The following is a 22,632-nucleotide window of genomic DNA, read 5'->3' as shown; positions in this document are numbered from 1 at the left end:
TCACCACCGTGACTGCTCTCACTCTCAGCACCGCCGCGGTCCCCGGCCTGCGGGCCGACGCGATCGTCATCGGTGTCGCCAAGGGCTCTGCCGCACAGCCCGGAGGCCCGGTCGTCGCACCGGGCGCCGAGGCCGTGGACCAGGCGTACGACGGCGGGCTCGCCGGCGTCCTGGAGACTCTCGGCGCGTCCGGTGCCGAGGGCGAGGTGACGAAGCTCCCCGCGCCGGCCGGCTTCAAGGCGCCGCTCGTGGTGGCGGTGGGCCTCGGCGCCCAGCCCGAGAAGGACTCCGGCTACGACGCCGAGGCGCTGCGCAAGGCGGCCGGTGTGGCCGCCCGCGCCCTCTCCGGCACCAAGAAGGCCGCGTTCGCGCTGCCCCTGGCGGACGCGGCCGACGCCGGCGCGGTCGCGGAGGGCGTGCTGCTCGGCGCGTACTCCTTCGACGCCTACAAGGAAAGCGGCGACTCCGCCGGGAAGGGCAAGAACGGCAAGGCCCCGCTCGCCGAGGCGGCGCTGCTGGGCGGCAAGCCCCGCGACAAGGCGTACAAGGCCGCCGTCGAGCGCGCCACCGCCGTCGCCGAGGAGCTCAACCGTGCCCGCGACCTGGTCAACATGCCGCCGAACGACCTCAACCCGGAGGCTTTCGCGGCCATCGCCCAGGCGGCGGCCAAGGAGCACGGCATCAAGGTGCAGGTGCTCGACGAGAAGGCCCTGGCCAAGGGCGGGTACGGCGGCATCCTCGGCGTCGGCGCCGGGTCGGCGTCCGCCCCGCGTCTGGTGAAGCTGTCGTACACCTCGCCCAAGGCGAAGAAGCACCTCGCCCTCGTCGGCAAGGGCATCACCTACGACTCCGGCGGCATCTCGCTGAAGCCGGCCGGCCACAACGAGACGATGAAGTGCGACATGAGCGGTGCCGCCGCCGTGTTCGCCGCGGTCGTCGCCGCCGCCCGCCTGGGCCTCGAGGTCAACATCACCGGCTGGCTGGCGCTGGCCGAGAACATGCCGTCCGGTACGGCGACCCGCCCGGGCGACGTGCTGCGCATGTTCAGCGGCAAGACCGTGGAGGTGCTCAACACCGACGCCGAGGGCCGTCTGGTCCTCGCGGACGCGCTGTGGGCCGCCTCGCAGGAGAACCCGGACGCCATCGTGGACGTCGCGACCCTGACCGGTGCGATGGTGCTGGCGCTGGGCAACCGCACGTTCGGGATCATGGCGAACGACGACGCGTTCCGCTCCGCGGTGCACGAGGCCGCCGAGGAGGCCGGCGAGCCGGCCTGGCAGATGCCGCTGCCGGAGCACCTGCGCAAGGGGATGGACTCGGCCACCGCCGACATCGCGAACATGGGTGAGCGGATGGGCGGCGGGCTGGTCGCCGGCCTGTTCCTGCGCGAGTTCGTCGGCGAGGGCATCACCTGGGCGCACCTCGACATCGCGGGTCCGGCCTTCAACGAGGGCGGCCCGTTCGGTTACACGCCCAAGGGCGGTACGGGTTCGGGGGTGCGCACCCTGGTGCGCCTCGCGGAGCAGGCCGCCGCCGGCGACCTGAGCTGACGCCGCCTCGGATGACGGGGCCTCGCGCGCGGGTAGGGCGAGGGGCTGTCGTCCGGATCATGCCGCGGGGAACCGGCGGTGCCTGGCCGGCACCGTGAGCAGGGCCCGGCGCGTGCAACTGCGAGGCAGAGGAGGGCGCCAGGGCAAGAGCCCTGGCGACCGACGTCAACGCCGCGGACGCGCGTGCCGGGCCCCGCGTCCGCGGCATGGTCTGAACGAGAGGCCCCGAGTCCCGTCGCCAGAAGTGGGACGTCTCACACCACGGCCCGGCGTCTCTTACGCCCTCGACAAGTGCGAGGATAGGGCTCGGCAGGACAGGGCCCCACCTAAGGGCCGAGAACAATGAGCGGCCGGACACCAGCCGCCGACCGGTCACTGGAGACCGGCGTGGCGCACATGCATGGAGGACGTGACGTGGCGAACGACGCCAGCACCGTTTTCGACCTAGTGATCCTCGGCGGTGGCAGCGGTGGATACGCCGCGGCCCTGCGCGGGGCACAGCTGGGCCTGGACGTCGCCCTGATCGAGAAGGACAAGGTCGGCGGTACCTGCCTGCACCGGGGATGCATTCCCACCAAGGCCCTGCTGCACGCCGGCGAGATCGCCGACCAGGCCCGCGAGAGCGAGGCGGTCGGTGTCAAGGCGACCTTCGAGGGCATCGACATCGCGGGCGTCCACAAGTACAAGGACGGGGTCGTCTCCGGTCTGTACAAGGGCCTGCAGGGTCTCATCGCCTCCCGCAAGGTGACGTACATCGAGGGTGAGGGCCGGCTGTCCTCCCCGACCTCGGTGGACGTGAACGGCCAACGCATCCAGGGCCGGCACATCCTGCTCGCGACCGGTTCCGTGCCGAAGTCGCTGCCGGGCCTGACCATCGACGGCGACCGGATCATCTCCTCCGACCACGCCCTCGTCCTGGACCGCGTGCCGAAGTCCGCGATCATCCTGGGCGGCGGCGTCATCGGCGTCGAGTTCGCCTCCGCGTGGAAGTCGTTCGGCACCGAGGTGACGATCGTCGAGGGTCTGAAGCACCTCGTCCCGGTCGAGGACGAGAACTCCTCCAAGCTGCTGGAGCGCGCGTTCCGCAAGCGCGGCATCAAGTTCAACCTGGGCACCTTCTTCCAGAAGGCGGAGTACACCCAGGACGGGGTCAAGGTCACCCTCGCCGACGGCAAGGAGTTCGAGGCCGAGATCCTGCTCGTCGCCATCGGCCGCGGCCCGGTCTCCCAGGGCCTGGGCTACGAGGAGGCCGGGGTCGCCATGGACCGCGGCTACGTCCTCGTCGACGAGTACATGCGCACCAACGTTCCGACCATCTCCGCCGTCGGTGACCTGGTCCCGACCCTCCAGCTCGCCCACGTGGGCTTCGCGGAGGGCATCCTCGTGGCGGAGCGGCTGGCCGGTCTGAAGACCGTCCCGATCGACTACGACGGCGTCCCCCGGGTGACCTACTGCCACCCCGAGGTCGCCTCCGTGGGCATCACCGAGGCCAAGGCCAAGGAGATCTACGGTGCGGACAAGGTCGTCGCCCTGAAGTACAACCTGGCGGGCAACGGCAGGAGCAAGATCCTCCAGACCACGGGCGAGATCAAGCTCGTCCAGGTCAAGGACGGTGCGGTGGTCGGCGTCCACATGGTTGGCGACCGCATGGGCGAGCAGGTCGGCGAGGCCCAGCTGATCTACAACTGGGAGGCGCTGCCGGCCGAGGTCGCCCAGCTGATCCACGCCCACCCGACGCAGAGCGAGGCACTCGGCGAGGCCCACCTGGCCCTGGCCGGAAAGCCCCTCCACGCGCACGACTGACGCCCTCGGTCACCGGGCGCGACGACACAGACTTCCGCACTTCTAAGGAGCAACCGAAACCATGGCGGTTTCCGTAACCCTTCCGGCGCTCGGCGAGAGCGTCACCGAGGGCACTGTCACCCGCTGGCTGAAGGCCGAGGGCGAGCGCGTCGAGGCCGACGAGCCGCTGCTCGAGGTGTCGACCGACAAGGTCGACACCGAGATCCCGGCCCCTGCCTCCGGCGTGCTGACCTCCATCAAGGTCGCCGAGGACGAGACCGTCGAGGTCGGCGCCGAGCTGGCGCTGATCGAGGACGGCAGCGGCGCCCCCGCGGCCACCGAGGCGCCCGCCGCCGAGCAGGCGGCCCCGCCGGCTCCGGCCCCGGCCCCGCAGGCCCAGCCGTCCACCGAGCAGCCCGCCCCGGCTCCGGCGCCCACCGCCGAGGCCGCGGCCGGCGGCGGTTCCGCGCAGGGCACGGACGTGGTCCTGCCGGCGCTCGGCGAGTCCGTCACCGAGGGCACCGTCACCCGCTGGCTGAAGTCGGTCGGTGACACCGTCGAGGCCGACGAGCCGCTGCTGGAGGTGTCGACGGACAAGGTCGACACCGAGATCCCCGCCCCCGCGTCCGGCACGCTGCTGGAGATCGTGGTCGGCGAGGACGAGACGGCCGAGGTCGGCGCCAAGCTCGCCGTCATCGGCGAGGCCGGTGCCGCTCCGGCCGCGGCGCCCGCCCCGGCCGCCCCCGAGGCCCCGGCGCAGCCCGCGCCCGCCCCGGCCCCGGCCGCGCCCCAGGCCCCGGCGCAGCCCGCCCCGGCCCCGGCTCCGGCTCCCGTTCCGCAGCAGGCCGCTCCGGCTCCGGCCGCCCCGGCGCCCGCTCCGGCCCCGGCCCCGCAGGCTCCCGCGGCTCCGGCCCCGGCTGCCGCGCAGGCCACGGACGAGGGCGCCTACGTGACCCCGCTGGTGCGCAAGCTCGCCGCCGAGAACGGCGTCGACCTGTCCACCGTCAAGGGCACCGGCGTCGGCGGCCGCATCCGCAAGCAGGACGTCCTCGCCGCCGCCGAGGCCGCGAAGGCCGCCGCTGCGGCTCCGGCCGCCGCCCCTGCCGCGCCCGCCGCGAAGAAGGCCCCCTCCCTGGAGGCCTCGCCGCTGCGCGGTCAGACCGTGAAGATGCCGCGGATCCGCAAGGTCATCGGCGACAACATGGTCAAGGCCCTGCACGAGCAGGCCCAGCTGTCCACGGTGGTCGAGGTCGACGTCACCCGTCTGATGAAGCTGCGCGCCCGCGCCAAGGACGCGTTCGCGGCCCGTGAGGGCGTCAAGCTCTCCCCGATGCCGTTCTTCGTCAAGGCCGCGGCCCAGGCGCTGAAGGCCCACGCGTCGATCAACGCCAGGATCAACGAGGCCGAGGGGACCATCACCTACTTCGACACCGAGAACATCGGTATCGCGGTGGACTCCGAGAAGGGCCTGATGACCCCGGTCATCAAGAACGCCGGTGACCTCAACCTGGCCGGCATCGCCAAGGCCACGGCGGAGCTGGCGGGCAAGGTCCGCGGCAACAGGATCACCCCGGACGAGCTGTCCGGCGCGACCTTCACCATCAGCAACACCGGTTCGCGCGGCGCGCTGTTCGACACGATCATCGTGCCTCCGGGCCAGGTCGCGATCCTCGGCATCGGCGCCACGGTGAAGCGTCCGGCCGCCATCGAGACGGAGGAGGGCACGGTCATCGCCGTCCGCGACATGACCTACCTGACCCTCTCCTACGACCACCGCCTGGTGGACGGTGCCGACGCGGCCCGTTACCTGACGGCGGTCAAGGCGATCCTGGAGGCCGGCGAGTTCGAGGTCGAGCTCGGCCTGTAGACGTCGTCCGCCGAGGCATACGCCTGTGCCCCCACCCGGAGTTCCCGGGTGGGGGCACCTGCGTTCACGGGCGTGGGGCCCGTGTTCCGTTCGGGGTCACGCCGGTGGCTGCGGGACGACCGCGGTCCACGGGTCGTTGCACACGAGCTGGTTGCCGGGGACGCTGCAGAACGTCTCGACCACCGCGCCGGTGGTGGTGATCACCTGCACGTTCAGCGTGTTCCCCTGCTCGGTCACCGTGATGGTGCAGGCGTTCATCGGGGCGCGCACGTTGTCCGACAGGTCCGTCCACGTGTACATGCCCACGTTGGCCTGGAGGGACCGGGTGCCGACCCGGATCTCACTGTCGGGGTTGATGACGCCGGTGTACTGCTGGGAGCCGCGGTTGTAGCTGTCGATGCTCACGCATGGCCCGGCAGGTCCGGGAGGACCGCTGGGTCCGGGAGAACCGGAGGGTCCGGGGGGACCGGAGGGTCCAGGAGAGCCGTCGGCTCCAGGAGGACCGGAGGGTCCGGGAGGACCGGAAGGCCCGGGAGGACCGGAGGGTCCGGGGGGACCGGAGGGCCCAGGAGGACCGGAGGGTCCGCGTTCGCCCTTGCAGGGGTCGTAGTGGTCGTAGCCGCACTTACCGGGGTCGGTGCCGTCCCAGCTGACGCCGGGGGCCGCCACGACACCGGACGGCGAAACGCCGACAAGGGCGACGGCGAAGATCATCGCGCCCCCCAGTCGAAGACCGTGTCGTCGGGCCGAGACTCGCGCGGGCGCGGGTCTGGGCCGTTTGTCTCGCATCATCGTCGTTCTTGTCCCATCTGATCGAGGGAAAAATCGCAGGATCATTTTCAGAACGGACGACTCGTTCGCGGCGCACAACACGCATTACCGGTCAGATCATCACACAAAGTCACCTGGTCGGCTCAGAGGGGACGGCGTGTAAGCCTCGTCTCACCTGGGCGAAAGCGCCCCTGTGCGCCCCTGTGGCGTGGGTTCACGGCCGTATTGTCTAAACGTCAAAGCCCCCCGGGGGCCTGTGGGGCCCCTTCCTAAGGAGCCCTCATGACCGCGCCCGTCGTCCACTCGCTGCGCGAACAGATCCGCGAGCACATCCTGGAAGGGATCATCAGCGGACGATGGAAGCCGGGCGAGCGGATCGTGGAGCGGCGGATCGCGACGGAGCTCGAGGTCAGCCAGACACCCGTCCGTGAGGCGCTGCGCGAGCTGGAGTCCCTGCGGCTGATCGAGTCCGCGCCGAACAAGGGCGTACGGGTGCGGAATCTGACGGCCGCCGACCTGGAGGAGAGCTACCCCGTCCGGGCCGGTCTGGAGGCGATCGCCGCGGAGCTGGCGGCGGGGCGGCTGGCGGAGGACTGCTCGGCGCTGGAGCCGCATGTCGCCGCGCTGTACGAGGCGGACCGGCTGGCGGACGGGACCGGGCAGGTGCGGCACACGGTGGCGTTCCACCGGGAGTTGGTGCGGGCGGCGGGGAACTCGGTGCTGCTGCACACGTGGGAGGGGCTGGGGATCGAGGTGTTCACGGCGCTGTCGATACGGTGGCTGGGGACGGTGCAGCAGTCGTATGCGGAGGAGCATGAGGAGCTGGTGGCGGCGTTCCGGCGGCGGGATCCGCGGATTGCGGAGCTGGTGAAGGCGCATGTGCTGGGGTGCGCGCCGCGGGCGTAGGCGGGGGGTTGTTTCGCCCCCGCCGCCCCTTCCCGTCCCGTCCTGGGGGCTTCGCCCCCAGACCCCCATTTTGCGCAGTTCCCCGCGCCCCTTCGGGGGGCCCTTGCTCTTCCGCGCACACGCGCCCTCACCTGCGCAAACGCCCGGAAAAACAGTCACCGCGTGCCACCATCGGAGACACCCCGTGCCGACTTTCTCGTGATCAAGAGAATTTGGCCCTACATCCTTTGATCGATCATCGATCAGGGAGTTATTGTCGCCACGGACTTCCACCGAAGTCCCCGCCCTGTCCTGCCAAAGACCAAGGGCACCCCAACCCTTACCGATGAGGGAACCCCCTTCGACTGAGGAAGGCGGCGACATGACCGACCCCAAGGCCATCCAGCCGAGCGAGCTCGACCAGCTCCCGGACCGCGACCCCGAGGAGACCGCCGAGTGGCAGGCCTCCCTGGACGCCGTCACCAAGGCGGCCGGGCCGCACCGTGCCGCGTACCTGATGCGCCGCACTCTGGAGCGCGCCGAGGGAGCCGGCATCACGCTGCCGAAGCTCCTCGAGACCGACCACGTCAACACCATCCCCACCTCCGCCGAGCCCGCCGTGGACGGCGACGAGGCGATGGAGCAGCGGATCACCGCCTGGAACCGCTGGAACGCGGCCGCCATGGTGACCCGCGGCAGCAAGTACGGCGTCGGCGGCCACATCGCCACGTTCGCCTCCGCGGCCTGGCTGTACGAGACGGGCTTCAACCACTTCTTCCGCGGCAAGGAGGGCGACGGCTCGGGCGACCAGCTCTACATCCAGGGCCACGCCTCCCCGGGCATCTACGCCCGTGCCTTCCTCGACGGACGGATCGGCGAGGAGCAGCTCGACAACTTCCGCCGTGAGGCGGGCGGCAACGGACTGCCGTCGTACCCGCACCCGCGCCGGCTGCCCTGGCTGTGGGAGTTCCCCACCGTGTCGATGGGCCTGGGGCCGATCTCCGCGATCTACCAGGCGCGCTTCAACCGCTATCTGACCAGCCGCGGTATCAAGGACGTCTCCGACTCGCACGTCTGGGCGTTCCTCGGTGACGGCGAGATGGACGAGCCCGAGTCGACGACCGCGCTCACCCTCGCCTCCCGCGAGCAGCTCGACAACCTGACCTTCGTCATCAACTGCAACCTGCAGCGCCTCGACGGACCGGTCCGCGCCAACTTCAAGATCGTGCAGGAGCTGGAGGCCCAGTTCCGCGGCGCCGGCTGGAACGTCATCAAGACGCTCTGGGGCACGGCGTGGGACGAGCTGTTCCGGCTCGACACCACCGGCGCCCTCGTCCGCCGGCTCCGCGAGGTACCGGACGCGCAGGTGCAGACGTACCAGACGCGCGACGCCGCATACATCCGCGAGGACTTCTTCGGCAAGGACCCGGCGCTCGCCGAGATGGCGAAGCTGCTGAGCGACGACAAGATCCTCGAGTGCTTCCACCTCTCCCGCGGCGGCCACGAGTCCCGCAAGGTGTACGCCGCGTACAAGGCCGCGCTCGCCCACAAGGGCGCGCCGACCGTGATCCTGGCGCAGACCGTGAAGGGCCACACCCTCGGTGAGGGCTTCGCCTCGAAGAACGCCAACCACCAGATGAAGAAGCTGACGGTGGACGAGTTCAAGGCGATGCGCGACCGGCTGGAACTGCCGATCCCGGACTCCCGGTTCGTCGACGGGGTGGTCCCCTACGGCCACCCGGGCGCCGACTCCCCCGAGGTCCGCTACCTCCAGGAGCGCCGCGCGGCTCTCGGCGGTCCGGCCCCGGCCCGCCGCGTCCACCCGGTCGCTCCGCTGCCGCAGCCCGCCGACAAGGCGTTCGCCGCCTTCGACAAGGGCTCCGGTTCGCAGAACGTGGCCACCACCATGGCCTTCGTCCGCCTGGTCAAGGACCTGGTCCGCGACAAGGAGACCGGCAGGCGCTGGGTGCCGATCGTCCCCGACGAGGCGCGCACCTTCGGCATGGAGAGCCTCTTCCCGTCCCTCGGCATCTACTCGCCGATGGGCCAGACGTACGAGCCGGTCGACCGCGACCAGCTGATGTACTACAAGGAAGCCAAGAACGGCCAGATCTTCAACGAGGGGATCACCGAGGCCGGCGCCATGGCCGAGTTCATCGCCGCCTCGACGTCGTACGCGACGCACGGCGAGACGATGATCCCGTTCTACATCTACTACTCGATGTTCGGCTGGCAGCGCACCGGCGACCAGATGTGGCAGCTCGGCGACCAGCTCGGCCGCGGCTTCCTGGTCGGCGCCACCGCGGGCCGCACCACGCTGACCGGCGAGGGCCTCCAGCACGCCGACGGCCACTCCCCGGTCATCGCGGCGACCAACCCGGCGGCCCTGACGTACGACCCGGCGTTCGCGTACGAGATCGGTGTCATCGTCAAGGAGGGTCTGCGCCGGATGTTCGGCGAGGGCAAGCCGGACGAGGACCAGAACGTCTTCTACTACCTGACGGTCTACAACGAGCCGCTCCCGCAGCCCGCCAAGCCGCAGACGGCCGGCATCGACGAGGGCATCGTCAAGGGGCTGTACCGCTTCAACACGGCGGAGTCCGCGGGCCTGACCCCCGTCGCGAACGCACCGCGCATCCAGCTGCTCGGCTCCGGTACGGCGATCCACTGGGCGCTGAAGGCGCAGCAGCTGCTCGCAGAGGAGTGGGGTGTGGCCGCCGACGTGTGGTCGGCGACCTCGTGGACCGAGCTGCGCCGGGACGCCATGGAGGCGGACGAGGCGCTGCTGCGGGGCGAGGACCGGGTGCCGTTCGTGCGGCGGGCGCTGCACGGTGCGGAGGGCCCGGTGCTGGCGGTCTCCGACTACATGCGTCAGGTCCCGGACCAGATCGCGCAGTGGGTCGAGCAGGACTACACGTCGCTGGGAGCCGACGGCTTCGGTCTGTCGGACACCCGTGACGCGGCCCGCCGCCACTTCGGTGTCGACGCCGAGTCCATCGTCGTCGCGGCCCTGGCCCAGCTCGCCCGGCGCGGCGAGGTCAAGGCCACGGACGTGAAGGAAGCGCGCGAGAAGTACGGCCTGTAAGGCCCGCTCACTCGGCAAGAGACCCCCGCCCCGTCCGGCGGGGGTCTCTTGCATGATGGGGCGCATGCGTGCTGCCCGGCTGATCAGAATGGTGCTGCTGCTGCAGTCCCGGCCCTCGATGACCGCCGCCGAGCTGGCGCGGGAGCTGGAGGTGTCGGAGCGCACGGTCACCCGGGACGCGCAGGCGCTGTCGGAGGCCGGGGTGCCGGTGTACGCGGACCGGGGGCGGATCGGCGGCTACCGGCTGGTCGGCGGCTACCGGACGCGGCTGACCGGGCTGGCCCGCAGTGAGGCGGAGGCGCTGTTTCTGTCCGGGGTGCCGGGGGCGCTGCGCGAGATGGGGCTGGAGGACGCGGCCTCGGCGGCCCGGCTGAAGGTGTCGGCCGCCCTGCTGCCCTCCCTCCGGGACGCCTCCCGCACGGCGGCGCAGCGGTTCCATCTGGACGCCCCGAACTGGTTCCACGAGCCGGCGACGCCCGTACTGCTGCCGGCGGTCGCGGAGGCGGTGTGGGACGACCGGCGGATCACCGCCCGGTACCGGCGCGGCGAGGACGAGGTGGAGCGGGAGCTGGAGCCGTATGGGCTCGTGCTCAAGGCGGGTGCCTGGTATCTGTGCGCGCGGGTGGCTGGGGGCGGGGCCTTCCGGGTGTACCGGATCGATCGGTTCACCGCGGTGGAGGCGGGCGAGGGGCGCTTCGAGCGCGCGGAGTCGTTCGATCTTCCGGCGTTCTGGGAGGAGCGGGCGGAGGAGTTCGCGCGGTCGATTCTGCGGGCGGAGGTGGTGGTGCGGCTGTCGTCGGAGGGGGTGCGCCGGTTGCCGCACGTCGTGGATGCGCTGTCCGCGCGGGAGGCGTTGGCGCGGGCGGGTGCGCCGGACTGCGGCGGGTGGGTGACGGTGACGTTGCCGGTGGAGTCGTTGGAGGTCGCCCATGGGCAGCTGACAGCGTTGGGGGCGGAGGTGGAGGTGCTGGCGCCTGCGGAGTTGCGGGAGCGGTTCGTGCGGGACGCTGCGCGGCTGGCGGAGATGTACGGGGCGTAGGCCCGGGTTTTTCGCCCCCGCCGCCCCTTCCCGTCCCGAACCTGGGGGCTTCGCCCCCAGGCCCCCTTTGCACAGTTCCCCGCGCCCCTTGTGCACTGCGGGTGCGTCCAGAGGGCTTAGGCCCGATGCTTGACCCGTGATGGACGAGACGGAGTTCTGGGAACTGGTGGACGCCGCCCGGGAGGACGCCGAGGGTGATCCGGAGGAGCAGGCGGATCTGCTCGTGGAGCGGCTGGTACGGCTGGACCCGGAGGCCGTGCTGGACTTCGCCCGTCACTTCGAGTCCCGCTACCACCGCGCCTACCGCTGGGACCTGTGGGGCGCCGCGTGGGTGCTGCTGGGCGGGGCGAGCGACGACGCCTTCGACTACTTCCGGTGCTGGCTGATCGGCCAGGGCCGGGAGGTGTTCGAGGGCGCTCTGCACGATCCGGACGCGCTCGCCGACCTGCTGGACGACTTCGACGAGGAGTTCGACGGCGACGGCGAGGAGCTGGGTTACGCGGCGGACGAGGCGTACGAGCAGCTCACCGGGACGGTGGCACCCGATCTCCAGCTGCCTCCGGCTCCGGCGGAGCCGGAGGGCACACCGCTCGACTTCGAGAACAAGGCGCTGCTCGCGGAGCGCTATCCGCGGCTCTGGGAACGGTTCGGGTACTGAGCCGCGGACGGCGCGCGCAGCGCGGTTCACAGACGCCGGTGCGGGCTCGGGGTGTGACGCAGGGGTGCGGCGTTGGCCTGCATGAGGGCGGAGGCGGTGTGGCACGCCGGGCCGAGGACTACGGCGGCGGCGGCGCACAGCGCCGCCCAGGGGCGGCGCAGGGCGTCCCCCCAGCTGGTACTTCGGTCAAGGGTGTCGCTCATGGGTCTGCTCTTCGTTCTGTGTGGGGTTCTGTTTCAGGGCGGGCTGTAGGTGGTCGCGGATGTCCTTCCGAGTGGCCTGTTGTGCGGTCTCGCGGCCCTGGATGCGGGCGGCGAGGGTCCTGATGTCCGGGAGGCGGGCCTGGAGGGCGGCGCCCGGGCAGCTGGTCATGTAGCCGTCGCTGTGTCCGGCGATCGTGTGCAGCGTGGCGGTGGTGCCGGCGGCGTAGCGGCTGGCGCCGTTGCTGGAGACCAACTGCACCTCGCCGAGCGGGTCGGTGCCGGATGTGCCGAGCTTCCAGGCGGACAGGGCGGCGATCGACCGCAGCATCTCCTCGGGCACGTGCACTCCCTCGGTGAAGGTGCCGAGGGCGGCGATGCCGGTGCTGCGGTGATTGAAGCCCTGGGTGTGGGCGCCGGTGACGGGCAGGTCGGTGCCTCCGGCGCGGCCCTCGTAGATGATGCCGCAGCGGTCGACGACGAAGTTGTAGCCGAGGTCGTCCCAGGCGCGGCCGACGGTCTGGCCCTCGTACAGGGTCTTGATGATGCCGGGCGCGTCCGCGCAGTCGTAGTCGTTGGGCGAGTCGGTGTGGTGGATGAACACGGCGACGACCGTGTCGTCGTAGCGCGGCGGCGGCTGCTCGCGGGCGCCGTCGCCGAGCCAGGCCGAGCGGGGCAGGATCGGCGGCCGGGGGGCCTGGAAGGCGGGGGCCGTCCGGGCGGCGGCGGAGGCGGCGCCGGCGGACCCGGCGGCCCGTTCGACGCCGTACGCGCACAGGACCAGGGCGACGGCGGCGGCCACGCCCGGCACACAGCCGAGCGCGGCCTTGGCGGCTGCGGGCAGACCTCGCTCCGCGCCGGGTATCCGCGGGGAGCGGCGTCTCCGCGCTCCGCGCTGTCGTCTGGGGACACGCATGATGTCACTGTGGGGCCGATCGGCGTGGTCCGCGATCTGTGGTGTGCCACACGGTGGAACCATCGTCCTGGTCCGTGACGTTTCCCCAGTGCGCGCGTGTCCGCCGCCTTCCGGCCGCCGGACCGCGCGCGGCTGATCAACGGGCCCCTCCGCCCCGTATTGATGGGTCCGGTGGTCCCGAGAGAAAGGCGGCATGCGTGGACCTGCTCGACATCCTGCTGTTGCTGGTCGTCCTGGCCTACGCGGCGTCCGGTTACCGGCGCGGGCTGCTGGCCGGCTGTGTCTCACTGGCCGGTTTTGTGGGCGGTGCGGTCGTCGGCGTGTGGATCCTGCCGTGGATCATGGACCTGGTGACGCCGGGGACCACCCGGGCGACGGTGACGGCGGTGTTCACGGTGCTGCTGCCGGCGGTGGTGGGCCATGAGCTGGCGGGGCGGCTGGCGCTCAGGCTGCGGCGGGAGCTGGACCGGGGGCCGCTGAGGGTGGCGGACGGGGTCGGCGGGGCGGTGGCCAACTCGGTTGCGGTGCTGATCGTGGCGTGGGTGGCGGCGAGCGTGCTGGGCGTGTCCTCATCCCCGCTGGTCACGTCGGCGATCCGGGACTCGCGGCTGCTGGGCGCGGTGCAGGACACGATGCCGGACACCACCCCGGGCTGGTTCTCGGGGGCCACCTCGGCGCTCACGGAGGCGGGTTTCCCGCAGGTGTTCAACCCGTTCGAGAACGAGTCGACGGCCGAGGTCGCCGCGCCCACCGGCGACAGCGTCACCGCGGCGGCCACCCGCGCCGCGCAGCGGGGCACGGTGAAGGTGGAGGGCATCGCCGGCACCCAGGGCCGCGAGGGCAGCGGCTTCGTGTACGCGCGGGAGCATGTCATGACCAACGCCCACGTGGTGGCCGGCATCGACGAGCCGACCGTGCGCGTGGGCGGGGTCGGGCGGACGTACGAGGCACGGGTGGTGCTCTTCGACCCGCGCAAGGACGTGGCCGTGCTGTATGTGCCGGATCTGCGGGCGCCGGTGCTGAAGTTCGACGACGACGCCGACCGCGGCGATTCCGCGGTGGTCGCGGGCTACCCGCAGGACGGCGACCTGAACCTGCAGGCGGCTACGGTCGCCAACCGGGTGCAGGCGCGCGGGCAGAACATCTACAACGACGCCACGGTCACCCGGGAGATCTACTCCATCCGCTCCACCGTCCGCCCCGGCAACTCCGGCGGCCCGCTGCTGACCACCGGCGGCCGGGTGTACGGCATGGTGTTCGCGCGCTCCACCTCGGACGCCGAGACCGGCTACGTCCTGACGGCCGACGAGGTGGCGGACGACGCGAAGCGCGCGGCGGACGCGACGGCACCGGTGGACACGGGCCCGCTGGTGACCTCCTGACGCGGCGCGGCTTTCACGCCGCCCGGGCCGTAGACACCGGATCCGCCGAGTGCAGCGGCCGGTTCACCCCCAGGTCGGCCAGCAGCGCAGCCGCGGCCCGCCGGGCCGACCGCAGGGCGCCCTCGACCGTCCCCGCACACGTACAGCGACCGGTGGACACGGGCCCGCTGGTGACCTCCTGAGGTGGCCCTCACGCCGCCCGGGCGGTCGGCACCGGATCCGCCGTGTGCAGCGGCCGGTTCACCCCCAGGTCGGCCAGCAACGCGTCCGTGGCCCGCTGAGCCGACCGCAGGGCGCCCTCGACCGTCCCGGTGTCCCGGTGGTCCCCGCACACATACAGCCCGGCCAGCAGCCGCACCGGCCGCCGCAGGTCGAGCGGCGGGCGCATCGCGGGCACCGCCTCGGCGGTGTGGCGCACGGCCAGCGTCTCCCAGCGCGCCGTCGACACCCCGTACAGCCGCGCCAGGTGCATTCGTACGGCCGTGTCGGTCCCCGGCGCCGGGGGGCCCAGCACCGTGGAGGTCACCAGGGTGCGGCCGGCCGGTGCCCGGGACGGGTCGACCCGGCTCACGACGGCCGTGTAGGCGACCGGCCCGCCCCGGTCGGCGTCCAGCAGCAGCGACGCACCGGTGCCGGGCGGCTCGTCGGTGGTGTGGTGCACCACGGTCACCGGGTGGAAGTCCGGTACCCGCAACCCCGGCAGCAGTTCGGCCGCCGCCCGCGCACCGGTGGCGATCAGCACCGCGCTGCACCGGAACTCCCCGTGTTCGGCGGTCGTCACCGACGTCGTCGACACGGACGTGACCCGCACCCCCGTGTGCACCGAGCCGGGCGGCAGCATCCGCGCCAGCTGCTGCGGCAACGCCTCCGCGCCGCCCTCCGGCAGACACAGCCGCCCGCTCGCGAACGCGTGCAGCGCCAGATCCGCGCACCGGCTGGACGTGGTGAGATTCGGGTCGCACAGCAGGGCGGCGAGGAGCGGGCGCAGAAAGCCGTCGATGGTGCGGGCGGGCAGGCCCCGGGCCGCCAGCGCCTCGGCAGCGGGCAGCTCGGGCCGGGCCAGCAGCCGTTCGACGGGCGTGCCCGCGAGCCGGGCGAGCGCGGCCCCCAGCCGAGCCTGGTCCATCGCCGTGCCCAGCGGGGCGCCGCTGCGGCTGCGGGGCACGGACCCCGCCCGGGGGGCGCTCGCAAGGGCGCGTACCGCATGGAGTGCGCTCCTGGTGCCGCAGGCCCTCGTCCCCGCCTGGACACCCGCACGATGGTGGCGTCCGTCGCTGTGCAGCAGAACCCCGGGCTCGAAGGGCAGCAGCGCCGGCCCTTCCCGTCCCGGCCGAAGTTCAGGATGCGCCGTGGACAGCAACCGCCCGATCCTGTCGAGCCGGAAGCCGTCGACCTTCTCGGTCGCCATACGACCGCCCACCTCGTGGGCTGTCTCCAGGACGACGGTGGTGACTCCTGCGCTGGTCAGTCGTCGCGCCGCGGAGAGTCCGGCGATCCCGGCTCCCACCACGACGACGTCCGCCTGGTACGTGGGGTCGAGCACGTGCCCCTCCTCGAGGTTGCGCGGGCGCTGGAGACGTCATGCCCTCAGCAGGCCCCAGGGATACCCGAGTTCTGGACGAGGTTAGGACCGTGATCGGTCACCGGGTCAGTCGCGCATGGGCAGTGCACAGGCGCACGACGGTCGCACACACACGCCATAGGGTCACAGTGCCGCCCGCACCGCCCCCTCGATCCGGGGGAACGCGAACCGGAAGCCCGACTCCAGCAGCCGCGTCGGCAGCACCCGGGCGCTCCCGAGCACCTCCCCGGCCATCTCACCGAGGACCGCGCGCAGCACCGGCGCGGGCACCGCGAACACCGCCGGCCGGCGCAGCACCCGGGCCATCACCGCGGTGATCTCACGGTTGGTGACCGGATGCGGGGACGTCAGGTTGAACGGACCGGACAGCCCCTCGTGGTCGAGAAGATGACGCAGGGCCGCCACCTCATCGTGCAGGGCGATGAACGACCAGTACTGGGCCCCGTCGCCCAACCGCCCACCGAGCCCCGCCCGAAAAACCGGAAACAGTCGGCCCCACGCCCCACCCCCGCGCGCCACCACCAGCCCGGTCCGCGCGAACACCGTCCGCACCCCCGCCCCCAGCGCGGCCTGCTCCCACTCCACGCACAGTTCCGGCAGGAAACCCGTACCGGGTCGGGCGCTCTCGTCGACCGGCCGGTGACCGGTCTCGCCGTAGTAGCCGATCGCGCTGCCGTTCAGGAACACCCGTGGCCGCACGTCCCCGGGCAGCCCGGCGATGGCCTCGGCGAGTGCCGCGGTGCCCCGCACCCGTCCGGCGCGGATCCGCTCCTTGTACGCCTCCGTCCAGCGCCGGTCGCCGATGCCGGCACCCGCAAGGTTCACCACGGCGTCGCACCCCGCGAGCCCTTCGGCGTCGACGAACCCCCGCTCCGGATCCCACCGGACCTCGTCCGGCCCCTCGGGCGCCCGCCGTACCAGCCGCACCACCGTGTGCCCGTCCGCCGCAAGGGACCGGGCCAGGGCCCCGCCGATGAGCCCGGACGCCCCGGCCACCGCGATTCGCGCTCGTTCCATGGCGTCCATCCTGCCCCTCAACACCCATAAATCACGGAAGTGCCGGGGCATTCCGGTCGTACAGTGGCCCCCATGCCCGAGCCCCACATACGCATCGCCCGCCCCGACGACGAGGGCGAACTGGCCCGCATCGACCATGAGACCTGGTCCCCCGTACACGCCGTAACCCCGCCGCCCCAGCCCCCGTACGACTCATTCTTCAGCGAACACTCCGGCCCCGGAGACCACAGGGTCGCCGAGCACCGCGGACGGCTCGTGGGCTACATCCGCCTCGGCCACCCCACCGCACTAGCCTCCAACGCGCACGTACGGCAGATCCGCGGCCTCGCCGTAGTCGCGGAGGCACGCGGCCTCGGCGTAGGCCGCGCCCTGGTACAGGCCGCCGTCGCGGAGGCCAGAAACCGCGGCGCCCGCCGAATCACCCTGCGCGTACTCGGCCACAACACCGCCGCCCGCAAGCTCTACGAGTCCGAGGGATTCATAGTCGAAGGCATCCAGCCGGGCGAGTTCTACCTGGACGGCGCCTACGTCGACGACATCATGATGGGCCGCCCCCTGATCTGACGGCGCACACGCGACGGATCCGAGCAGCCCGCCCACGGCGAGGAGGGGACGGGGCGGGGGTGCCCGCCCGCAGCGACTGGCGCGTCCGCACCCTCACCCCCACCGACAAGCCCAATCGCGCCAGTCCGAGGACGGACACCCCCGACCCGGCCCAGCACCACTCACCATCCGTGGGCGCTACGCGCACCCCCACCGACGGGAAAGAGGCGCCGCAGGCATACAACGCGCACCCCCTCACACATAGGCCGCAGTCCTGTCCCGATACGTACGCACGGGAGCCGCATCCCGGTATGGCTCCAGTTTCCGCTCGAAGTCACGGACGTACTCCACCGCCCGCACGGACCGCATCTCGGCCGCCTGCGCCGCCGCCTCCGCCGCCAGCTGGCAGGCCTGGTCGAGCTCGCCAAGCCCCAGCCGGGCCGTGGCCAGCACCACCCGGCAGAAGAGCCGGCTGCGCGCATACCCCGGCGCCCGCAGTTGCAGCGAACGCTCCGCATGCTGCGCGGCGGCCCGGTACTGCTGCAGATCCCGGTGACAGTGCCCGAACTCGTCCGCGAGCTGCGCCTCGTCGAAGAAGCGCGCCCAGTACGGCACGTCGTCCCCGACCCGCGCCCCCTCCAGCGCACGTTCCGCGCGCACCAGCGAGGCCGTGCACGCCCGCACCTCCCCCAGCACCGCGTGCCCCCGCGCCTCCGCGGCGTGCAGCAGCGCCTGCACAGCGGGCGGCGCGGAACCCCCCGCCCCCTGCTGGGCGACCCGGGCGAGCTGCACCGCCTCCCGCCCGTGCCCGAGGTAGACGGCCTGCCGGCTCATGGTGACCAGGACATACGCACCGTAGGCCCGGTCCCCCGCCGCCTGCGCGAGCCGCAGCGCCTGCACGAAGTAGCGCTGCGCGAGCCCGTGCGCGGCGATGTCGTACGACGTCCACCCGGCCAGCCGGGTCAGATCCGCTGCGGCGGCGAACAGCCGGCGCCCGGTCTGCTCGCCGTAGGTGCCCCGCAGCATGGGCTCGCACTCGTGCTCCAGGTACCGCACCAGGGCCTGGCGGGCGTGCCCGCCCCCGTACGCGTCGTCGAGGGTGCGGAACAGCTCTCCCACCGACCGCAGCGCGGCGATGTCACCGCCGCTGACCCGGTGTCCGGGCCCCCGTTCCGCCGCACCGCCCCGACGGGCGGCGAGCGCGGACGGCGGCACGACCGCCCGGGCCGCAGTCCGCCCCTGCGCGGGCACCCGCACCGGCGGCGCCTCCGCACGGGCCACCTTGTCGTCGGCCCGCCCGATCAGCCAGTCCCGGCTCGGCACCACCAGCCCCGCCGACGTGAAGGCGATCTTGCGCAGCTCCGCATGGCTGCCGGAGTCCTTGCGCCACAGCCCGCTGACGATGTCGACGGCCTCTTCCGGTGTGGCCGCGAACTCCAGTCCCGCGTAGACGGGAGCGCAGGCGTCCAGCCCCAGGTCCTGGGCGGTCAGGCGGCGCCCGAGACGCCGGGTGAAGACCTCGGCGATCAGCGCCGGCGTCGTCCCCCTCGGCTGCTGGCCACGCAGCCAGCGTGTCACGGATGTCTTGTCGTATCTCAGGTCGAGCCCGTGTTCGAGACCGAGTTGGTCCACGCGACGGGCGAGTCCCGCGTTGGAGAACCCCGCTTCTGCGATGAGCGCGGCGAGCTGTCGGTTGGGGGTGCGCTGCGCGGGTCGTTCCGTCATCTGCGGTGCGGTCTCCTGCCTTCCGGCTAATGGTGTGCCCGGATTGCCTGTGAGCAGCCCTTATGGCGTCATGGGACGGCGCGAATGTAGCGGAGAGTAAACACCCCATCGTAAAGATCGCCCCCCATTCATCCGATCGTGTGAGAATCCCCCGAAAGCTGACGAAGGCGGCCCACCCACAGAACCACCCACCACAGAACCGCCCACCGACCCACCACAGAACCGCCCCCCGACCACCACCCCCTCGAACGGTCGTACAGTGGCGTGGGCGCCTTCCGCGCCCGACGACCTTCCAGGGAGGCGCTTGCGGTGAGTGAGTTGCGGTTCATCCGGATGGGCTTCGGAGCCGAGGCCGTCGACTATCAGACAGCCTGGGACGAGCAACGCCGGGTGCACGCGGCACGGTTCGCCGACGAGGTGCCCGACACCGTGATCCTCCTGGAGCACCCCCCGGTCTACACCGCAGGCCGCCGCACCGAGGCAAGCGAGCGCCCCCTCGACGGCACCCCGGTCATCGACGTGGACCGCGGCGGCAAGATCACCTGGCACGGCCCCGGCCAGCTGGTGGGCTACCCCATCCAGAAGCTGCCCCGCCCGGTGGACGTGGTCGCGCACGTCCGCCGCCTGGAGGAGGCCCTGATCCGCACCTGCGCGGAGTTCGGCCTGGAGACCACCCGGGTCGAGGGCCGCAGCGGCGTCTGGGTCCTCGGCGACCCGGTCGAGCAGCGCCCCGCACTCGGCGGCCTCGCCCTCGACTTCGACCCCCGGCTGCACGACGACGAGTTCGACCCCCGCCTCAACGGCCCGGAGTACGCACCCTCCAACGCCGGCCAGCGCCGCGAGGACCGCAAGATCGCGGCGATCGGCATCCGCGTGGCCAAGGGCGTCACGATGCACGGCTTCGCGCTGAACGTGAACCCCGACAACAAGTGGTTCGACAGGATCATCCCGTGCGGAATCCGGGACGCGGGTGTCGCCTCCCTCGCGGCCGAACTGGGCCGCGACATCACCATCGAGGACGTGCTCCCCGTCGTAGAGCGCCACCTCCGCGACATCCTGGAGAACGCCGAACTCAAGCCACGGGAAATCGAGAGAACCCCGGCATAAAAGCCGCCCGTCCGGCGTTGCACGCCACGACGTAACAGGCCCCGACGGTAACGGGGGCCGGCTGCCCTCAGCAGGCCGACACCCTCGCCGGGCATTCACATCAACGGCGTACGCTTGAGCACGCCGAAGAATCAATCGCTAGGGAGCCGGTCGTGTCCGCAGTCGCACCCGACGGACGCAAGATGCTGCGCCTGGAGGTCCGCAACAGCCAGACCCCCATCGAGCGCAAGCCCGAGTGGATCAAGACCCGGGCGAAAATGGGCCCCGAATACTCCAAGATGCAGAACCTCGTCAAGAGCGAGGGACTGCACACGGTCTGCCAGGAAGCCGGCTGTCCGAACATCTACGAGTGCTGGGAGGACCGCGAGGCCACCTTCCTCATCGGCGGCGACCAGTGCACCCGGCGCTGCGACTTCTGCCAGATCGACACCGGCAAGCCGGAGGCGCTCGACCGTGACGAGCCGCGCCGCGTGGGCGAGTCCGTGGTCACCATGGACCTGAACTACGCCACCATCACCGGCGTCGCCCGCGACGACCTGGAGGACGGCGGCGCCTGGCTCTACGCGGAGACCGTGCGCCAGATCCACGCGCAGACGGCGGACCGCGCCGAGGGCCGCACCAAGGTCGAGCTGCTGGCCCCGGACTTCAACGCGGTCCCGGAGCAGCTCGCGGAGGTCTTCTCCTCCCGCCCCGAGGTCTTCGCGCACAACGTCGAGACGGTCCCCCGGATCTTCAAGCGGATCCGCCCCGGCTTCCGCTACGACCGCTCGCTGAAGGTGATCACCGAGGCCCGCGACTACGGCCTGGTCACCAAGTCCAACCTGATCCTCGGCATGGGCGAGACCCGCGAGGAGGTCAGCGAGGCGCTGCGGCAGCTGCACGACGCCGGCTGCGAGCTGGTCACCATCACCCAGTATCTGCGGCCCTCCGTGCGCCACCACCCCGTGGAGCGCTGGGTGAAGCCGCACGAGTTCGTGGAGCTGAAGGAGGAGGCCGAGCAGATCGGCTTCTCCGGGGTCATGTCCGGCCCGCTGGTCCGCTCCTCCTACCGCGCCGGCCGGCTCTACCGGATGGCCATCGAGAAGCGAGGCGCGTACGTCGCCTCCCAGGCGGTCTGAGCGCGGCCGACGAAGAGCCGTCGCGGGGCATCCCGGGGCACTACCCCCGCTCCCCCGCCGACAGGCTGTGAATTCACGCACAAGGCCCTACCGGCCAGTAATGGCCGAGAGCACGCGGTCCCGACCGTCCTCGCAGATGAGGGCACAGGTCGGGACCGCGTGGGCGTTCCGGGCCCCGCACGGAGGCTTCATCCCTGTTTGACCGGCCGGTCACGCCCTGGTAACACCAGTCAGTGAGCCTGGAATCACAGCACGCAAACCCCCTACCCGTCGGCATCGAGGGAGACCTCCACCATGCAGGCCGCGCCTGTCCGCGCCACCGCCATCCCGTCCTTCACCACCGCGTTGCGCGCCGTCGAGTCGCTGCTGATGAGCGGCGGCCAGCGCACCGCCCGGCGCAACGCCTGGACCTCCGTCCTCGAGGACCGCCGCCGTGCCAAGGACCGGATCGAGACCCAGCGCGTCCTCGACCGCACCGTGAAGACCCGCCCCTGACGCGTCCACCGAACCCGGCCACCCGGGCACTGCCGTCGAGGGCACTACGGGGGGACACGTAGACTTCATGGCATGGCGAGGAAGGAAACCGCAGCGGACGCTGCGAACCCCGGGCGACTGAAGCAGATCGCCCTGACCTACAAGATGACCCGCAGGGCCGACAAGAAGATCGGTCTTGTACTCGCGGCTGTCGGAATCGTCACCTTCGGTGTCTTCCTCGCGATCGGCTTCTTGATCGGGCACCCCATCTATCTCGGCATCCTGGGCCTTGTGCTCGCCTTCCTCGCGACGGCGATCGTGTTCGGGCGCCGGGCCGAGCGAGCGGCCTTCGGGCAGATGGAGGGACAGCCGGGCGCCGCCGCGGCCGTGCTCGACAACATCGGCCGGGGCTGGACGACGACCCCGGCGGTGGCGATGAACCGCAACCAGGACGTGGTGCACCGGGCGGTCGGCAAGGCCGGCATCGTGCTGGTCGCCGAGGGTAACCCGAACCGGGTGAAGAGCCTGCTGGCCGCCGAGAAGAAGAAGATGAACCGCATCGTCGCGGACGTCCCGGTGCACGATCTGATCGTGGGCACGGGCGAGGGCCAGGTCGAGCTGAAGAAGCTACGCACGACCATGCTCAAGCTTCCGCGTGTGCTCACCGGCCCGCAGGTCACCGCGACCAACGACCGGCTGCGCGCCCTGGGCGACCTGATGAGCAACATGCCGCTGCCGAAGGGCCCGATGCCCAAGGGCATGAAGCTGCCGAAGGGCGGACCGCGCGGCCGCTGAGACGGCTCCCGTACGACGATGGGGGGCGCCGGAATTTCTTCCAATCGACGTGAACCTGTTCCGACGCCGGGTCCAGCCGCGTCCCGTCGTACGTGATGCAGAAGTCCGGATACCCCTCCAGATGGAGCTCTAAGGC

General features: G+C 71.8%; 19 protein-coding genes. 13 read left to right on the top strand and 6 right to left on the bottom strand.

Translation table 11 applies throughout. The annotated features are described in order from the left end of the window. Positions 1-8 precede the first annotated feature (8 nt). From AB0L56_RS22165 to sucB, 3 genes are all read left to right on the top strand, one after another. Complete coding sequence (locus AB0L56_RS22165; protein ID WP_365425604.1) at positions 9-1,550, top strand: leucyl aminopeptidase; 1,542 nt, start codon at positions 9-11, stop codon at positions 1,548-1,550. 414 nt (positions 1,551-1,964) lie between these two features. Then, on the top strand, positions 1,965-3,353 hold the full coding sequence (gene lpdA / locus AB0L56_RS22160) for a dihydrolipoyl dehydrogenase (RefSeq protein ID WP_361036449.1): 1,389 nt from the start codon (positions 1,965-1,967) through the stop codon (positions 3,351-3,353). Between the two features lie 61 nt (positions 3,354-3,414). Then, positions 3,415-5,199: a 2-oxoglutarate dehydrogenase, E2 component, dihydrolipoamide succinyltransferase gene (sucB, locus tag AB0L56_RS22155; RefSeq protein WP_365425601.1), complete on the top strand. Its 1,785-nt coding sequence runs from the start codon at positions 3,415-3,417 to the stop codon at positions 5,197-5,199. Between the two features lie 96 nt (positions 5,200-5,295). Here the strand turns inward: sucB and AB0L56_RS22150 are convergent, their stop codons facing one another. Beyond that, a complete protein-coding gene (locus AB0L56_RS22150) occupies positions 5,296-5,604 on the bottom strand; it encodes a hypothetical protein (protein ID WP_361036443.1) in 309 nt (102 codons plus the stop codon). A 648-nt stretch (positions 5,605-6,252) separates the two neighbouring features. Here AB0L56_RS22150 and AB0L56_RS22145 point away from each other — a divergent pair. The 4 genes from AB0L56_RS22145 to AB0L56_RS22130 all read left to right on the top strand — a co-directional run bounded on the left by AB0L56_RS22145 (position 6,253) and on the right by AB0L56_RS22130 (position 11,637). Then, positions 6,253-6,876 carry a GntR family transcriptional regulator gene (locus tag AB0L56_RS22145; protein WP_189555461.1) on the top strand — a complete coding sequence of 208 codons (624 nt, stop codon included), beginning with the start codon at positions 6,253-6,255 and terminating at the stop codon, positions 6,874-6,876. 361 nt (positions 6,877-7,237) lie between these two features. Further along, a complete protein-coding gene (aceE, locus tag AB0L56_RS22140; RefSeq protein ID WP_365425599.1) occupies positions 7,238-9,940 on the top strand; it encodes a pyruvate dehydrogenase (acetyl-transferring), homodimeric type in 2,703 nt (900 codons plus the stop codon). Positions 9,941-10,004: 64 nt separating this feature from the next. Then, a complete protein-coding gene (locus AB0L56_RS22135) occupies positions 10,005-10,979 on the top strand; it encodes a YafY family protein (RefSeq protein WP_365425597.1) in 975 nt (324 codons plus the stop codon). Positions 10,980-11,118: 139 nt separating this feature from the next. Next, on the top strand, positions 11,119-11,637 hold the full coding sequence (locus tag AB0L56_RS22130; protein ID WP_365425755.1) for a DUF4240 domain-containing protein: 519 nt from the start codon (positions 11,119-11,121) through the stop codon (positions 11,635-11,637). 26 nt (positions 11,638-11,663) lie between these two features. Here the strand turns inward: AB0L56_RS22130 and AB0L56_RS22125 are convergent, their stop codons facing one another. Together AB0L56_RS22125 and AB0L56_RS22120 are read right to left on the bottom strand one after the other, a co-directional pair. Further along, entirely contained in the window at positions 11,664-11,840 is a 177-nt protein-coding gene (locus AB0L56_RS22125) for a hypothetical protein (RefSeq protein WP_361036434.1), read from the bottom strand. Then, on the bottom strand, positions 11,824-12,753 hold the full coding sequence (locus AB0L56_RS22120; protein ID WP_361036432.1) for a peptidoglycan recognition protein: 930 nt from the start codon (positions 12,751-12,753) through the stop codon (positions 11,824-11,826). The genes AB0L56_RS22125 and AB0L56_RS22120 overlap by 17 nt, the downstream gene beginning before the upstream one ends. Positions 12,754-12,950: 197 nt before the next feature. On the opposite strand from AB0L56_RS22120, the gene AB0L56_RS22115 reads away from it, so the two are divergent. Then, on the top strand, positions 12,951-14,135 hold the full coding sequence (locus tag AB0L56_RS22115; protein ID WP_361036429.1) for a MarP family serine protease: 1,185 nt from the start codon (positions 12,951-12,953) through the stop codon (positions 14,133-14,135). Between the two features lie 190 nt (positions 14,136-14,325). On the opposite strand, the gene AB0L56_RS22110 is transcribed toward AB0L56_RS22115, so the two are convergent. Beyond that, on the bottom strand, positions 14,326-15,678 hold the full coding sequence (locus AB0L56_RS22110; RefSeq protein ID WP_365425594.1) for an NAD(P)/FAD-dependent oxidoreductase: 1,353 nt from the start codon (positions 15,676-15,678) through the stop codon (positions 14,326-14,328). A 162-nt stretch (positions 15,679-15,840) separates the two neighbouring features. After that, positions 15,841-16,734 (bottom strand): TIGR01777 family oxidoreductase, encoded by an 894-nt coding sequence (locus AB0L56_RS22105; protein WP_365425592.1) that lies wholly within the window; start codon positions 16,732-16,734, stop codon positions 15,841-15,843. A gap of 72 nt (positions 16,735-16,806) precedes the next feature. Here AB0L56_RS22105 and AB0L56_RS22100 point away from each other — a divergent pair, with 72 nt between their 5' ends. Continuing rightward, positions 16,807-17,298 (top strand): GNAT family N-acetyltransferase, encoded by a 492-nt coding sequence (locus AB0L56_RS22100; RefSeq protein WP_365425590.1) that lies wholly within the window; start codon positions 16,807-16,809, stop codon positions 17,296-17,298. Positions 17,299-17,532: 234 nt separating this feature from the next. On the opposite strand, the gene AB0L56_RS22095 is transcribed toward AB0L56_RS22100, so the two are convergent. Further along, positions 17,533-19,002, bottom strand: coding sequence for a regulator (locus tag AB0L56_RS22095; RefSeq protein ID WP_365425588.1), 1,470 nt, complete (start codon positions 19,000-19,002; stop codon positions 17,533-17,535). 309 nt (positions 19,003-19,311) lie between these two features. On the opposite strand from AB0L56_RS22095, the gene lipB reads away from it, so the two are divergent. The 4 genes from lipB (at position 19,312) to AB0L56_RS22075 (ending at position 22,496) form a co-directional block, all read left to right on the top strand. Further along, positions 19,312-20,109, top strand: a complete 798-nt coding sequence (gene lipB, locus AB0L56_RS22090; RefSeq protein ID WP_361036414.1) for a lipoyl(octanoyl) transferase LipB — start codon at positions 19,312-19,314, stop codon at positions 20,107-20,109. A gap of 152 nt (positions 20,110-20,261) precedes the next feature. After that, on the top strand, positions 20,262-21,227 hold the full coding sequence (gene lipA, locus AB0L56_RS22085; protein ID WP_361036411.1) for a lipoyl synthase: 966 nt from the start codon (positions 20,262-20,264) through the stop codon (positions 21,225-21,227). A gap of 294 nt (positions 21,228-21,521) precedes the next feature. Then, positions 21,522-21,722, top strand: a complete 201-nt coding sequence (locus AB0L56_RS22080; RefSeq protein WP_361036409.1) for a hypothetical protein — start codon at positions 21,522-21,524, stop codon at positions 21,720-21,722. A 72-nt stretch (positions 21,723-21,794) separates the two neighbouring features. Next, positions 21,795-22,496 (top strand): DUF4191 domain-containing protein, encoded by a 702-nt coding sequence (locus tag AB0L56_RS22075; protein ID WP_361036406.1) that lies wholly within the window; start codon positions 21,795-21,797, stop codon positions 22,494-22,496. Positions 22,497-22,632 lie beyond the last annotated feature (136 nt).

Origin of the sequence: Streptomyces sp. NPDC052079 (assembly GCF_040680275.1) — a bacterium.
GTDB lineage: Bacteria > Actinomycetota > Actinomycetes > Streptomycetales > Streptomycetaceae > Streptomyces.
This window is presented reverse-complemented; position numbering and strand designations above follow the sequence as displayed.